The organism is Alkalibacterium sp. 20 (assembly GCF_001885615.1).
GTDB lineage: Bacteria > Bacillota > Bacilli > Lactobacillales > Carnobacteriaceae_A > Alkalibacterium.
Map to the genome: position 1 here is coordinate 33211 of NZ_LSRN01000078.1, position 15108 is coordinate 48318.

A 15108-nucleotide genomic window follows, 5' to 3' on the forward strand; every position below is an offset into this window, starting at 1 on the left:
TTTTCCAAGTTGATCGTCCTTCCGTTACTTTATTTACGGTAATAATGATTCAATTGTTTTATCAGTTCATCGATTACAGTGATGAGATATCCAGGATGCCCCTGATCTCTCAATTCATCTTTTAAACAGGCTAAATAATCGACATGATGTTTATCGAGTAACGCATAGTCTTCTTCCGTTAGATCGGTGGTGTCATCTTTGGCTTTTAAATATGTCTCGACATCCATTTGCCATGTGCGGGTTCTATCAGGATAGCGAAGCAGTAATTCTTCTGCCCGAACGATCCCTTTAGGCGTTAAATCCCCAACAAAACGTAACTCTGCCCCATTGGATATCAGTCGGTCAAAGATCTCCCCTGCTGAACAGGACCACTCTTCCTGCGTACATATCATCGGTAATGCCGGAACCCGGTCGACAATGCGACTGAAGACTTCTGCATTATCCACGACCCAAACGATCGGTTGTTCGTGAGCGGGGTATACGGCGCTTAATTTTACGCACTCTCTCAATGGAACGGTCATAACACTTTGACTGTGTACTGCCGCTTCCCACATAGGATGGTAACCGGATGAAATCTCCGCAAATAAATTCACGACGGTGACCGAATCTGTAATATCTTCTCTATGCAAATTATAATCCTTGAGTAATGTATTGATTTCTTCTCTCGTTTTCGGAAGCTCGATCGGTTGATTGTTGTGTACGCGTTTCGTTTCGGCTAAAACATGCAGCCATAATTTACCTAAAGAAGTGGTCGGAAGGAAAGCATTCGCATCCAAGGTTATGATTTGACTGAATACCGAAAGTCTGACAGGTCGCGTGGGGAGTAAGCGAATTCCTTCTGATAAATAAAGCACCCATTGTTCAAACGTCTTGGGCGAGTCTTCTATCAGTTGCTGCACCCATTGCGTGTCCTCACTGTTATCTCTTATATATAGGAGCCAGTCTTTCACTAGTGGAAACTCTTCTTGTAATTCATTTAATAGGTGTTCTCGGCTAAACATTAATCTTTGCACTTCCTTCTCTAAACTATCTCCCTTATTCTACCATTTTTTTATAAATAACTCCTTTTATTTAACGAAATGTGTCATTCTCGACAATTCTTTCTGTTTTACGAGGCTTTTGACAACAGTAGTCCATTCATCTTGTGATAATATGTTATTAATGTTGCTAAATATTTATACAAAATTACTGAATTAAATTAAATTAAATTAAATCAAATCAGATGAATGCTTAAAACCCATCATTCTTAAGAAAGACAAAGGAGAAGAATTGATTGAATAAGAAGCAAATAAAAAGAGGGGTAGTAGGAATCATTTTTATGTTCCTCTTATCTATCATCTTACCGGTTGGTCAAGTCATTGCTCAAGACAGCGACTATGGTGATGAGTATGTCGATATCATCATCCGCTACAAAGAGAGTGTCCCTGAGGAAAAATCCTTGGACTCACGCTTTAAAAACGTACATACAATGGATATCTTGCCCATTCAAACCATGTCTGTACCTGCTTCGGCCATAAGAGGATTAAGTTTAGAAGAAAACACCCGACGGATAACGTATGATCAGGAAGTCTCAACATCACAGTCCCCTTACGAAGTCTCCGATGATGACTGGAATCAAACGATGATCGGCACTTTCGACGCTTGGGAACAAGGTTATACGGGGGAAAATGTTAATATCGCTATTTTGGATACCGGTTTTCACCAGCACCCTGACATCACCTATGCAGGTGGACATAGCATATTTGCTGAAGATGATGAACTGGGTCCAGACGTCTGGACGAACGATCATTCTGGACACGGCACCCATGTTGCAGGCATCTTAGGTGCCCACCAAGGTACGCGCGCACAAGGAATAGCAACCGATGCAGATATATACGGAGTTAAAATTTACCACGAATCTAATGGCGATAAAACACGAGTAGGAAACTTGCTTACCGGTCTCAATTGGGCCATTCAAAATGATAGTGATATTATCGTTATCAGTTCTGGCTATCCGGATCATAATCAGGAGGTACACGATACGATTCAAGCGGCATATGATCAGGGTATCTTGATTTTCGCTGCCAGTGGCAACATAACCGACGATAACGGCGCCATTGATTATCCAGCAGTACACGAAGAAGTAATTGCAGTATCAGGAGTGAACCAACGACAAGCACGTGTCAGTGATTCCATGGTTGGTCCTGAAAATGAATTGGCCGCCCCCGGTCAAAACATACTAAGTTTAAGTCCCGACGGCGCTTATTCGACTATGTCAGGGACATCTCAGGCTGCCCCTCATGTCGCGGGCATTGCGGCACTTCTGATGGAGAAACACCCTTCAGAAAGCCCTGATGCTATTCGTCAGCGTCTGATCGAACAAGCGCTCGATTTGGGCGATCCTGGCCATGACGTCTTATACGGCCACGGACTGGTTCAATTTGGAGAAAACCAACCAGAAGAAACGGATCCTGAAGACGATACTGTTGAAGAACCCGAAGAGGATGAAGAAGAAACGGAAAACGTCAGCGATGATGATGAAACCTCAGCAGATACCGATTCAGAGGCCGAGAACACCGAAACTGATTCTGAAGAAACGGCAGACGGAGAAACAGATCCTGAACAAACAAATGAACCGCAGGACGAAACTGAAGATGCTGAAACCGAAGATGACGATAGTTCTTCCGAAAACACCAACGAAAACGTTGATAACAATGATGAAGAAACACTTTCTGAAGAAGAATTTTATTCTAATAACGAAAATGAGATAGAAGAAAATGACGATCCTGCACAACACAGTACGATATGGATTCGTCCTTCCGAAACCAATGGCGTGGCCACAGTAGCTCAAGAAGATATTGAAGCCGTTCCTAACAATGGGGTGCTGGCTATATCTTTCGATTCCTCACTTGGTCACATTGAACGTATCAGTTTATCTCGCGAACAAGTCAAAATTTTGAAAGATAAAAACGTCACACTCTTGGTTGCTCGAGTCGATTTGGAATGGGTTATTCCCATCGACAATTTATCTGAAGGTAATGCTTTGATCACCTTTGAGTCGACTGCTCAAGAACTGAAAGCTAGAGCGATAACTAAAGGAAAAATTCTATCCTTTGGCATTGAACAAGAAGGCGAACGCCTGACCACCTTCCCGTCTGAAATGACTTACCGCTTCTTCACACCTGATGTCGAATATAACCAAGATGCTTTATATCAGTGGAATGAAAGCAACGAAGCTTGGGAACTTTTAGGAGATGCCTATACAAAAGGTGGCGTCGTTGGCGTAACTTCTGAAGTAGGGACACTGGCTGTGTTTAATCCAGAGGAATTGGAAACGGCCATTGCAACAGCCAAAGAAGAAAAAGTCGCAGAAGAAGAAGAAGTTCAAGAAAATGAAGAGAAGGAAGCAGAAGAATCTGAACCAGATGTCGTAGAAGAAATTGAAACTGAATTTTCTGAAGAAGAATCATCAGGATTACCCGTTGTATTGAGCAGCGTCGTCGTTGTTTTGATGTCTGTTACTGGCGGTTTATATTTCTTCAGTGGCAAGTCTAAAGATTAGTCTCAACGTCTCAATAAATAATCACAACTAAAACAGATTTAAATGAAGCCTTAGACGCAACTTGAACTGCCCCCTGTCAAGTAGACAGGTAAATAAACAAAATAGTTTGTGCCATGTATGATTACTTTCATGCATGGCTTTTTTCTTATGCTGGAATTTTTAATCCCATCTTGAGTGTGACGCGTTTCGTATTATAGAACGCCACATAGCGTTCTATATCCGTTTCTAATGCTTCAAACGTGTCATAGTTGAGGTAGTCTTAATAGTGGAACGTCAATCATTTGGTGGACACTAAAAAACCATCAAACACCAACTCGGCATATAAAATCACTGAGTTGGCAACAAAAAGCCTGATTATTCATTATATTGCTTCACCTTTTTTCAGTTGATAAACGTAACTTTCCATATAAATTTAACGGCTATCAAAGCCTATACAAAAAAGGAGCTTAACTCATATGTTTTCACATGAGTTAAGCTCCTTTCAAGCTGATACTGCTTGCTATCTAAATGAGTAAGATCCTCTTCGTTTCGGTTTGTTTCTCATTTTATATACGATCGGATTGATAACTGCGAGAGCTAAAATAGCCAAAAACATGTAAAAGGTGATGGAATCACCTTCCATAGAAAAATCTTCCAGGAACATATTTTCAGTCACAATCAAAGCTACCGCAATGAGCGCATGAGTGACAGATACGGCTATGACTGAAAAGAAAGTCACTATGGCATCATGTCCTTTTGGTAGAACAGATAAAATCAAAAACAAACCTAGAAAAACAAGAATAAGTCCAAAGACTAAGCGGAATTGTGTAAATACTTCTATATTCATAATAATCTCCTTTAAAGTAAGCTATCTTATTATTTTACAAGGCTTCCAGCTAAAATACAATGTTAAATCGCATTAATTACTTCTGTTAACTGTTTAATAAAACTGCCTCCCGAAATTCCATCCACTGATCATTTCAGTAATCGGAACGGCATCGTGAATATCTATATCCGTCAATTCTCTTTGTTCAGACTCAGGCAGTGACAGTGAATCAAAGATAGTGTCTGGTTCATTATAAAAACCGATTTCTTCAAACCGTTCGTCGGTTAAACTAAACGCAAAGCCGACTAATTCTCGTTCCTCTTCTGTCCAGTTTATTTCGCCCTGCATTTTGAAAACGAACTGATCCTCGTCACCGTATGTGAAGTAGTGATTTGCTTCTTGTGAACCTGCGTAAGCGTATGAAAATGGGATGCTTACTTTTTCAGCCTCATACATATCCAGTTCCAGTAAATTATCCTTCAGCGAATTGGAGCGTCTATAGGCTTTGACGATTGCTGGGTCTTCAGAAGTCTCAATCCCAAGAATTGACGAATGCGACCGGATCCCCGGCGTGATATATTCATTTTGTTCCACCCAGTGATTGTAAGTGGACTGTCCCCAAGCAAAATAAAGGATGCTGGCCAGAATGAGTCCCAGGTATCCCCTCGTCACATATTTGCGCATTGGCTTGTTTGGATCTGCATACGAATAAACAAAAACGTAAGCAATAATGAGAAAGAGCAAAATAATAATGATTAAAGGCATTGTAAAGGTGTAAAACCGTTCTGCTTTCATCCAAAATGAGTACATTTTTTTCTCCTTAATATTTTCCTGAATCGAGCCGTTCAACCATAGGCAGATAGCGTTTATCACCTGCTTTGAGTTCAATGACGGGCCGATCCGGTCTGTTGTTAAATAATTCTAGGTTCTGTTCGTATTCTTTTCTAATACTCCAAACGGTTGCCCACGTCATAGTGACCGGCTATTAACTTGAAGGTTTCATTCATCACTTATCTTGTCGTGTTATCGTCTTTCTATGTATATATCATTTATCTGTTCAACTAGTTTATCATAGAAAAGCAATAAAAAAAGGCGCTTTTGTCATTTTAAATTAGTTTTATACTCATATTTAGCTTCACCTTTATTGTTCACATGGAAATAATAAAAATAGCCGCACCAGACGACTCAGTACACAACGACTGATCGATCTGATACGGTTATTTGTTAAGTTTCACTTTAAAAAATTCACATCAAGATTTCTTTTTATCAAGAATCATCTTAGTTCAAGATGGTTGTCAGTGCTTTGCCTTTTAATTCCTCTGAGCTCCATTCCACTACCGCAAAATGATTGTTGGATACTTCTGCCACTTTGTCGATCCAACCTTTTTCACTTTGGGCGCGGGCAAGCAGGATTTCATTTGTTGTCCCGCTGGAGAGCATGCTTTGATTGACGACCCACCATGTATGAGCAATGCCGGCACGGTCCAAATCATCCTGCAACCTTAGCGATTCATAAACAGGTGTGTTTTCCGGTAATGTCACCATAATCACTTCTGTCTGCTCTCTGTCTTGAAGCATAGGCAATAATTTTCTTATTGATTCAGGTACTTCGCCCGAGCTACGCTCTACCTCTTTCGCATAACTCTGAGAGGATTCGGGTAACAAGAGCGTATGTCCTGTTGGGGCCGTATCGATCACGACAACGTCACAATCGTCATCCATCACGATTTCTGCAAATCTTCTGAACACGGCTATTTCCTGGGTACAAGGAGAACGCAAGTCTTCTTCAACATAGGCCAAGTCGTCACCTGACATCGTTTTGCGTGCGTTTGTAAGAACTTCTTCCTGATAGTCTGCCAGTTCTTTCTTTTCATCGATTCGACTCATTTTGATTTGACTGGATTCTTCAAAAACATGTTCCAGATGTGCAGCAGGATCCGTCGTAGCTAAATGCACTTTTTTCCCTTTGGAAGCTAAGCCCAGCGCTAACGTTGCTGCTATCGTGGTTTTACCAACACCACCTTTACCCATCGTGAATACGACACGTTTGTTGGATTTGACCAGATCATCGACCACTTTATTTAAACGCGGAAACTCTGTTTTTTCCACTGTCGAAAGATTAGGAGCTTCTTGATTTTCTTCCAAAAGCTTACGCAATTTCTCAATTCCAGTAATGTCATACGGACGTAAGGGAATACTCCAAGTTGGAAATCCTTTCAAGTTTTCCGGCATTTGACGCAAGGCTTTCTGTTGCTCATCAACTAACTTTTGAGAAGCCGAATCTGTTGGATAGTTTAATAAACCATTTACGATAAGCTTCTGATTTTGAACACCTAGTATGTTCAGTTCTTCCGATGCACGACCGGCTTCAAGCAGCGGACCTTCTTGAGGACGAGTGACCAACATAAGCGTTGTTTTTGTGCTGTCTCCCAACGTTTCAATTGCCTGTTTATAGCTTTGTTTTTTTTCGCCGAGTCCCGACAGTTGACCCATGCAGGAAACACCTGTGGTATTCTCATCTAAAAAGTCGTTCCAGGCAGAAGGCAATTGCAGCATACGCAGTGTGTGACCTGTCGGTGCCGTATCAAATAGTATAAAATCATAATTTTCAGAAACCTCTTTATCAGTTAAGAAACCCGCGAACTCATTGAAAGAAGCAATTTCAACGGTACACGACCCCATCAACTGTTCTTCCATATTCGCTATCGGCCAATAAAACTGCCGTAGCACAAGCGATGGATGTCTTTCCGACACCGCCTTTTCCTGTAAAGAATAAATACTTGGTTAATTTATCTGCATTTGGTAAATATGTTTCCATTTATTATAAGTCCTTTCTAATTAACAGCAACCTGAATCCGAACCGCCGCAACAGTCTTCATTGGATCCTCCACAGCATTCTTTGTCTGATGATCCTGCCATGACAAATTTCACTTCCATATAATCCGAAATTTCTTCTAAGGTAGGATATTCGCCTGTCTTCTTCACTTCACCATTGACCAGTGTAATCGGTAATGCTTCAGACTGCTTTTCTTGAAGGATGGCCGTTACGTTTTCATTATTTACGAACGCTTGTGTATCACCGGACAAGTTGTACCTCACTGCTTCATAGCCGTCAATTGTGTTCACTGTAGTTACTAATGAAGTGATCATCATCAAGTCGTCATTCGCGGATGGACCGCAAACCCCCGTACTGCAGCATAATGCCGGTTCAAATATTTCTAATTTAATCATCTGATTTTCTCCTTTTATCTTTGTGTTTTTTGTATATAGAAAGTTGTCTATGTTTAGTGTAGAACCTTATTTACACTTAATCAAGTGATTTCAAGAGAATCTTGTATGGATTCTCTTTTTTAGGTACGTCGATTATTTATCCATGTCAGACACTCTTTTTAAAGTTATTTCTATTTCTCTTAACGACTCGGCCTGTGACTGGCTTGATTTAACTATAGATATCAGAGCATACACTAATAGAACAATAATCGAAATCGCAAAAATGAAACTAAGTAACGGTAGTAAATAAAATAGGGGACTCATATTTCCCCTCCTCTCAAACTTAATGACATTTAAAGTAGTCATACTCGTCTTTGGACGAGTATGTTCTGAAACGAAGCACTCATTCGGTATACTCAAAAAAAAACCTGTTTGAACGAGGCCACTTTACCTACTAAAACTCTTTATAAAACCAGGTGTCACAGGCGTTATGTTCCGAGCCCTTAATCGGAGCATTCAACTTTTTGAAGCCATATTTTTCGTAAAGCTTGTTCGCTTCTTTTAAAGAGGCAAAGGTGTCGATGTAACACGATTTATAATGCTCTTCTGCAAAATCGAGAGCTTTTCCCATCAATAAATGAGCATAGCCGCTTCCTTGTTCTTCATCACGAATGTAGAGTTTCTGCAGCTCCCCAACTGTTTCACTTTCTCCAAACGGACCGATCCCACACCCACCGATCACTCGTCCATCTTTTTCCAGTACCCAGTAAGATCGCTTAAGTTCTTGATAGTAGTCGTACAAAGAAAATAAATACGGATCAAAATAAGCGGTCCCCGGTAAATTCAATCCTCGGCTTTTTAAAGAAGCTTGTACAATTTCTCCCACCACTTGATTATCTTTTTCTTCAATCGATCGCATTTTAACCATAGACTCTCTCCCCCTTTTCTTATATGCGAGTATACCTTTTCTAAATGAACTCTGCAATAATTCCTGAGCGTATTATTATAGAAATATACATACAGTTTGTTATACTCAATGGATGAAAAATGAGGAGGGTTTGCAATGATACGCTTTGAAAATATAACCAAACGTTATAATGATACAGCAGTGGTTTCTGATTTCAATTTAGTAATCAATAAAGGCGAATTTTTTGTCTTGATTGGTCCAAGTGGGAGCGGTAAAACAACCACTTTAAAAATGATCAATAAATTAATCAAATTATCAGAAGGCACTTTATTTATAGAAGAGAAAAAAATAAGCGAATACGATATCCAGGAATTGAGATGGAATATCGGTTATGTCTTACAGCAGATTGCTCTATTCCCAAACATGACGGTGGAAGAAAACATCACGATTGTTCCAGAGATGAAGAAGTGGTCTAAAGAAGACATGCACAACCGTGTGACTGAATTACTTGAGAGTGTCGATTTAGATCCGGAGAAGTATCGAGGCAGAAAAACGTCCGAACTATCTGGTGGTGAGCAACAGCGTATCGGCGTACTTAGAGCCCTTGCGGCTGATCCAGATATTATATTGATGGATGAACCCTTTAGCGCGTTGGACCCTATAACCCGCAACAGTCTTCAACAAGATGTCATGAAACTACAGCGAAAATTCAAAAAAACAGTGGTTTTCGTCACTCATGATATGCAGGAAGCCATTCAGTTAGGCGACCGCATTTGTGTAATGAATCAAGGGAGAATAGAACAAGTGGGGACGGCCGATGAAATTTTGAAAAAACCAGCCAACGACTTCGTTGAAGAGTTTCTTCGCACCGGCTTGCCTTATTATGATGGAGAAAAAACGGTTAAGACTTTTATTGAAAAAGGCTTCTATACCAAAGACGAATCATTTTTTGAAGAGACCCTTAACCTGAGCGATTCACTCGATGATTTAATTCTTGCATTAGCTCGCGTGAATACATTGAAAGTGATTACTGATAAAGAGCCTTTATATATATCCAGAGAGCAACTGATTCATTACTTTGCAGACGATATAGATGCTAAAGAGCAGGAGGAGAAAGCATGAGTGCACTTATAGAAACATTCCAGCAGCGCCAGCAAGATGTATGGACAGCACTTATTGAACATATGCAATTGTCTTTCATTTCTCTGTTGGTCGCAGTGTTAATCGCTGTGCCTTTGGGTATCTTTTTAATGAATCACAAAAAAATCGCTGAACCAATCATTCAAGTTACCGCTATTTTCCAGACGATTCCTTCCCTGGCTATTTTAGGACTGCTCATTCCCTTTGTAGGTATCGGCTCAGTACCGGCAATCATTGCTTTAACGATTTATGCCTTACTGCCTATCTTACGAAATACGTATACCGGTTTAACAGGCATCGACCCCTCACTCAACGAAGCTGCCGATGCCATGGGGATGGATCGTTCCAGAAAATTGAGAAAAGTTCAATTACCTCTGGCGTTACCCGTCATTATGGCCGGTATTCGGACCGCGACCGTTTTAATTATCGGAACAGCCACCGTTGCCGCTCTGATTGGTGCAGGTGGTTTGGGAAGTCTGATTCTGTTGGGTATTGATAGAGGCAACAACTACTTAATTATTTTGGGTGCTGTCCCAGCAGCCTTACTGGCCATCCTTTTTGACCGATTGCTGAGCTATTTACAGCATACTTCGTTCAGAAAAACGGTTATCGTTCTTAGTTCAGCCATAGTCATTATCGGTGGATTACTCATTCTTCCACTGTTCACCGCGGATGATGATGATCTAGTCATTGCCGGTAAATTAGGCTCCGAACCGGAGATTTTGATGAACGTCTATAAACTCTTGATCGAACAGGAAACAGATTTAACCGCCGTAGTGGAACCGAACTTTGGTAAAACGACCTTTATCTTCAACGCCTTACGCTCAGGAGAAATTGATATTTACACTGAGTTTACAGGTACCGTTCTAACCAACTTTTTTGATGAAATACCTGAACCGGGAACTTCTAAAGAGGCCGTCTATGAAGACGCTAGAGACCGGCTCCAGGAAACACACGACATGTCGTTGCTTGAACCGATGGCATTCAATAACACGTATGCCCTAGCAACAACGTCAGAATTTGCGGAAGAACACGGTATTGAAACAATTTCTGATTTGGCTCCGGTATCCAACTTAGTCAATGCCGGATTTACTATCGAATTTAGTGACCGGCAAGATGGCTATCCAGGCATCCAGAACATGTACGGCTTCTCATTCGGAAATTTTATTACAATGGAAGCACCACTGAGGTATGACGCAATTGAAAGTGAAGACGTCAACCTTATTGATGTATACAGTACAGACAGTCAAATCGCCGAGTATGACTTGGTCGTGCTGGAAGATGATCAGGAATTGTTCCCGCCTTATCAGGGTGCACCTTTGATGATGACGGAATTGACAGAAGAATATCCTGAAATTGAAGAGGTGTTATCTGTTTTGAGCGGACGAATCGATGATGATCAGATGCGTGAAATGAATTACCAAGTCGATTTCGAAGACCGTCCAGCAGAAGATGTGGCACGAGACTTTTTAATTGAAGAAGGACTGCTCGAAGATTAAAGATAATATGAGAAAAGAAACCAACTATAAATCGGTTAATTAAGTGAATAGTTTGTGTTAAGTGAAAGCAGTTCAGCCTGTACTTCAGGTCTTGGACTGCTTTTTATTATAGAAATGTTTTCTACTGACATTTAATTATAGTACAGCCTCCACCGAAAGGCTCGAACTGTAATTAACGGTCTCGTAGTTCCAGTTCAGCTAATACAAATAAAACCCAACTACACTCATAGGGTCTTTACTTACAGTTCAGCTTTGACAAATAGACTCAAACTCCATCATAAGGCATTTATTTTAAAGTTCCGGCGGTGTAGGAATGAACAAACTACAAATAGAGAGACAAAAAAAGTCTTTTAAATAGTTCTATATTAACATCCTTGATTTCCAATTCACACCTTTTCCTTGCCAGTAACGTTCGTGTTTAGACCGATATATCCGGCTGTTACAGGTGAACATTCGTCTTTTCATTATTAAAACTGAACATTAAACGTAAATAACTTTGAAACAATCATTAAAATTTGATTAGATTTTATTCCCTGTCAATAATCCAGACATTTCACTGTTCCATTTTACAGACTGACTTGAATGCATTTGCGCGATCTTGACAAATCAATTGCCCCTCGCCTCATTATTATAATCGTCTCATAATGAAAAAAAACAAAAATACCGTTTGATTCTCAGACTTAGCTTTGATACACTAATCCTTAAAATTATTAGCCCTAAACACCTACATTCTAAGGAGGATATTAAATCATGACACAATGGGAAACAAAATTTGCTAAAAAAGGATTAACTTTCGACGATGTTTTATTAATGCCACAAGAAAGTCATGTCCTGCCTAATGATGTGGACTTAAGTATCCAACTGACAGATAAAGTTCGCTTGTCAATCCCAGTTTTGAGTGCCAGCATGGATACCGTTACCGATTCACGTATGGCTATCGCGATGGCTCGTCAGGGCGGATTGGGTATTATCCATAAAAACATGTCTATCGAAAATCAGGCAATGGAAGTACGTAAAGTGAAGCGTTCCGAAAATGGCGTCATCATTGATCCCTTTTATTTAACACCCGATCATTTGATCTCCGATGCCGAAGAGTTGATGTCCCGTTACCGTATCAGCGGCGTCCCTCTGGTCAATACAATGGAAGACCGCATACTCGTCGGTATCTTAACCAACCGCGACCTGCGTTTTTTAACCGATTATGCTCAAAAAATCAGCACAGAGATGACCAAAGACGAACTGGTCACCGCTCCAGTTGGTACTTCATTGGAAGAAGCCGAAAAAATTCTTCAAAAACATAAAATAGAAAAATTACCGCTCGTCGATAAGGATGGCCGATTGAGTGGTTTGATCACCATTAAAGATATTGAAAAAGTCGTGCAATTCCCGCATGCGGCAAAAGATAGCCACGGTCGTTTACTGGTTGGTGCCGCAATCGGTGTCACCAGTGATTCATTCGAACGCGCTCAAGCTTTGATCGATGCTGGCGTAGATGCGATCGTCATCGACACCGCTCACGGACACAGTGCCGGCGTTATCCGCAAAGTCAAAGAATTACGTGAGGCCTTTCCTGACGTTGCCCTGATCGCTGGAAACGTCGCAACCGGTGAAGGCACAAGAGCTTTATTTGAAACAGGTGTGGACGTCGTCAAAGTCGGTATTGGTCCCGGATCCATTTGTACAACACGTGTGGTCGCCGGTGTCGGCGTTCCTCAAATCACGGCCATTTACGATGCCGCAACCGTCGCAAAAGAATTCAATAAACCCATTATCGCAGATGGTGGCATCAAATACTCCGGAGACGTCGTTAAAGCATTAGCTGCAGGCGGACATGCCGTCATGCTGGGAAGCTTGCTCGCCGGAACCGATGAATCACCTGGTGAATTCGAACTGTTCCAAGGACGACGCTTTAAAACCTACCGTGGTATGGGCAGCTTAGCCGCAATGAAACAAGGCTCGAGTGATCGTTACTTCCAGGGCTCAGTCAATGAAGCGAATAAACTGGTTCCAGAAGGCATTGAAGGCCGCATCGAGTACAAAGGAAGCCTGGAAGAAGTCATGTTCCAAATGGTTGGTGGCTTGCGTTCTGGCATGGGTTATGTCGGCGCAAAAAACATCCACGCCTTGCGTGAAGAAACACAATTTGTCCAAATGAGCGGTGCAGGTTTACGTGAATCTCACCCGCATGATGTTCAAATTACCAAAGAAGCACCAAACTATTCAATCCGTTAATGACTATAAATCTATCGAGATAGGTGTGAACCGAGTGAGTTCAATAATTGATACAACAACATTAGAAAAATTAGTCGTATTAGATTTTGGGAGCCAGTACAACCAGTTGATTACACGCCGTATAAGAGAGTTTGGCGTGTATTCCGAGCTGCTTCCTCACACGACGACCGCAGAAGAACTGAAAAACATGAACGTCAAAGGTATCATCTTTTCCGGTGGACCGATGAGCGTGTACGACGAGAATGCTTTCTCCGTTGACCCTAAAATCTTTGAGCTGGGTATCCCGATTTTAGGTATTTGTTACGGCATGCAACTGATGTCGTATCTGCTTGGCGGTGAAGTCCGTCCAAGTCAAAATCGTGAATACGGAAAAGCTGAAATCAGTATAAAAGACCGAACGGCTGACCTCTTCACTTCACTGGAAGAAACTGAGAACGTCTGGATGAGTCACGGCGATTACGTGACCTCTCCCCCAGAAGGTTTCACAGTAACCGCAGCGAATGAACATTGTCCCATCAGTGCCATCCAGCACGCCGGCAAGAACTTCCATGGTGTTCAGTTCCATCCTGAAGTCGGTCATACTGAACACGGCAATGAACTCTTGCGCAACTTTGCGTTCAATGTCTGTGAATGTACAGGCAACTGGACCATGCAGAACTTTATTGATATGGAAGTTGAAAAAATCAGAGAACTAGTCGGCGATAGCAAAGTACTGCTCGGCCTGTCCGGCGGCGTCGATTCAAGTGTCGTAGCTGTTTTATTAAATAAAGCCATCGGTGACCAGCTGACCTGTATCTTTGTTGATCACGGTCTACTCCGCAAAAACGAAGGTGATCAGGTCATGGATAGTTTGGAAGGCAAATTTGGCTTGAAGATCATTCGCGTCGATGCCAAAGAACGGTTCTTAAGTAAACTGGAAGGCGTATCCGATCCGGAACAAAAACGTAAAGTCATCGGGAATGAATTCATTTATGTTTTCAATGATGAAGCGACCAAACTGGACGGCATCGACTTCCTGGCACAAGGAACGCTTTACACCGATGTCATCGAAAGTGGGACAGCCACGGCTGAAACCATCAAATCCCACCATAACGTTGGCGGATTGCCTGATGACATGGCCTTTAAACTGATCGAACCCTTGAACACCTTATTTAAAGATGAAGTCCGCAAACTGGGACTGGAACTCGACATGCCTGGATCACTCGTGTGGCGCCAGCCTTTCCCGGGACCCGGTTTAGGTATTCGTGTGATTGGAGAAATCACAGAAGAAAAACTGGAAATCGTCAGAGAAAGTGACGCCATTTTACGCGACGAAATTAAAAAAGCCGGCTTGGACCGCGACATCTGGCAATACTTCACGGTCTTACCTGGCTTCAAGAGTGTCGGTGTCATGGGTGACAGTCGTACTTATGACTATACAGTCGGCGTTCGAGCCATCACCTCTGTTGACGGCATGACCGCAGATTTCGCCCGCATCCCATGGGACGTTCTGCAGAAGATATCCGTTCGAATCGTAAACGAAGTGAAACACGTCAACCGTATCGTGTATGACATAACGAGCAAGCCACCTTCCACAGTTGAGTGGGAATAAAACAAATAAGAGCTAGAAATCCTTTTTAATCAAAGGGTTTCTAGCTCTTTTTTTTATTCCATAAGTAATACCTTACAATAAGATTATTAACAGGAATAATCGAATTTTTGTTTTCTTAAAAGAAATTATTCCATTTATATCCTATGTAAACGTTCTACTTTAGTATATACAAAAAATAACTAA

At 41.5% G+C, this 15108-nt stretch carries 12 protein-coding genes and 2 pseudogenes; 5 read left to right on the forward strand and 9 right to left on the reverse strand.

What is annotated here, in order from left to right; all coding sequences use genetic code 11:
• Nucleotides 1-29 precede the first annotated feature (29 nt).
• The gene (locus AX762_RS11150; protein WP_071849208.1) at nucleotides 30-1001 is read right to left on the reverse strand and encodes a TIGR02679 domain-containing protein; all 972 of its coding nucleotides are present in this window, start codon (nucleotides 999-1001) and stop codon (nucleotides 30-32) included.
• Between the two features lie 272 nt (nucleotides 1002-1273).
• Here AX762_RS11150 and AX762_RS11155 point away from each other — a divergent pair, with 272 nt between their 5' ends.
• Nucleotides 1274-3541, forward strand: a complete 2268-nt coding sequence (locus AX762_RS11155; protein ID WP_071849209.1) for a S8 family peptidase — start codon at nucleotides 1274-1276, stop codon at nucleotides 3539-3541.
• 145 nt (nucleotides 3542-3686) lie between these two features.
• Here the strand turns inward: AX762_RS11155 and AX762_RS13475 are convergent.
• From AX762_RS13475 to AX762_RS11180, 8 genes and pseudogenes are all read right to left on the reverse strand, one after another.
• Nucleotides 3687-3779, reverse strand: a pseudogene (locus tag AX762_RS13475) (hypothetical protein); the annotation flags it as partial.
• 261 nt (nucleotides 3780-4040) lie between these two features.
• On the reverse strand, nucleotides 4041-4367 hold the full coding sequence (locus AX762_RS11160; protein WP_071849210.1) for a hypothetical protein: 327 nt from the start codon (nucleotides 4365-4367) through the stop codon (nucleotides 4041-4043).
• Nucleotides 4368-4460: 93 nt separating this feature from the next.
• Complete coding sequence (locus AX762_RS11165; protein WP_071849211.1) at nucleotides 4461-5156, reverse strand: hypothetical protein; 696 nt, start codon at nucleotides 5154-5156, stop codon at nucleotides 4461-4463.
• A 10-nt stretch (nucleotides 5157-5166) separates the two neighbouring features.
• Nucleotides 5167-5319, reverse strand: a complete 153-nt coding sequence (locus AX762_RS12860; RefSeq protein WP_177244099.1) for a hypothetical protein — start codon at nucleotides 5317-5319, stop codon at nucleotides 5167-5169.
• 305 nt (nucleotides 5320-5624) lie between these two features.
• A pseudogene (locus AX762_RS11170) lies at nucleotides 5625-7164 on the reverse strand (ArsA-related P-loop ATPase).
• Between the two features lie 20 nt (nucleotides 7165-7184).
• The gene (gene arsD, locus AX762_RS11175) at nucleotides 7185-7577 is read right to left on the reverse strand and encodes an arsenite efflux transporter metallochaperone ArsD (protein ID WP_071849212.1); all 393 of its coding nucleotides are present in this window, start codon (nucleotides 7575-7577) and stop codon (nucleotides 7185-7187) included.
• A gap of 132 nt (nucleotides 7578-7709) precedes the next feature.
• Nucleotides 7710-7880, reverse strand: coding sequence for a hypothetical protein (locus AX762_RS12865; RefSeq protein ID WP_177244100.1), 171 nt, complete (start codon nucleotides 7878-7880; stop codon nucleotides 7710-7712).
• A gap of 130 nt (nucleotides 7881-8010) precedes the next feature.
• Nucleotides 8011-8484 (reverse strand): GNAT family N-acetyltransferase, encoded by a 474-nt coding sequence (locus AX762_RS11180; RefSeq protein ID WP_071849213.1) that lies wholly within the window; start codon nucleotides 8482-8484, stop codon nucleotides 8011-8013.
• Between the two features lie 135 nt (nucleotides 8485-8619).
• On the opposite strand from AX762_RS11180, the gene AX762_RS11185 reads away from it, so the two are divergent.
• From AX762_RS11185 to guaA, 4 genes are all read left to right on the forward strand, one after another.
• Nucleotides 8620-9585, forward strand: a complete 966-nt coding sequence (locus tag AX762_RS11185) for an ABC transporter ATP-binding protein (protein ID WP_071849214.1) — start codon at nucleotides 8620-8622, stop codon at nucleotides 9583-9585.
• Nucleotides 9582-11102: an ABC transporter permease/substrate-binding protein gene (locus AX762_RS11190; protein ID WP_071849215.1), complete on the forward strand. Its 1521-nt coding sequence runs from the start codon at nucleotides 9582-9584 to the stop codon at nucleotides 11100-11102. Before AX762_RS11185 ends, AX762_RS11190 begins: the two co-directional genes overlap by 4 nt.
• Nucleotides 11103-11852: 750 nt before the next feature.
• Nucleotides 11853-13334, forward strand: a complete 1482-nt coding sequence (guaB, locus tag AX762_RS11195; RefSeq protein ID WP_071849216.1) for an IMP dehydrogenase — start codon at nucleotides 11853-11855, stop codon at nucleotides 13332-13334.
• 34 nt (nucleotides 13335-13368) lie between these two features.
• A complete protein-coding gene (gene guaA, locus AX762_RS11200) occupies nucleotides 13369-14925 on the forward strand; it encodes a glutamine-hydrolyzing GMP synthase (RefSeq protein WP_071849217.1) in 1557 nt (518 codons plus the stop codon).
• Nucleotides 14926-15108 lie beyond the last annotated feature (183 nt).

Bases quoted from the DNA above. Each gene is read 5' to 3' on its own strand.
- AX762_RS11150 (WP_071849208.1), bottom strand. From the start codon at position 1,001: ATGTTTAGCCGAGAACACCTATTAAATGAATTACAAGAAGAGTTTCCA.
- arsD (WP_071849212.1), bottom strand. From the start codon at position 7,577: ATGATTAAATTAGAAATATTTGAACCGGCATTATGCTGCAGTACGGGG.
- guaB (WP_071849216.1), top strand. From the start codon at position 11,853: ATGACACAATGGGAAACAAAATTTGCTAAAAAAGGATTAACTTTCGAC.
- AX762_RS12860 (WP_177244099.1), bottom strand. From the start codon at position 5,319: ATGACGTGGGCAACCGTTTGGAGTATTAGAAAAGAATACGAACAGAAC.
- AX762_RS11180 (WP_071849213.1), bottom strand. From the start codon at position 8,484: ATGGTTAAAATGCGATCGATTGAAGAAAAAGATAATCAAGTGGTGGGA.
- AX762_RS11185 (WP_071849214.1), top strand. From the start codon at position 8,620: ATGATACGCTTTGAAAATATAACCAAACGTTATAATGATACAGCAGTG.
- AX762_RS11190 (WP_071849215.1), top strand. From the start codon at position 9,582: ATGAGTGCACTTATAGAAACATTCCAGCAGCGCCAGCAAGATGTATGG.
- AX762_RS11160 (WP_071849210.1), bottom strand. From the start codon at position 4,367: ATGAATATAGAAGTATTTACACAATTCCGCTTAGTCTTTGGACTTATT.
- AX762_RS11165 (WP_071849211.1), bottom strand. From the start codon at position 5,156: ATGTACTCATTTTGGATGAAAGCAGAACGGTTTTACACCTTTACAATG.
- AX762_RS12865 (WP_177244100.1), bottom strand. From the start codon at position 7,880: ATGAGTCCCCTATTTTATTTACTACCGTTACTTAGTTTCATTTTTGCG.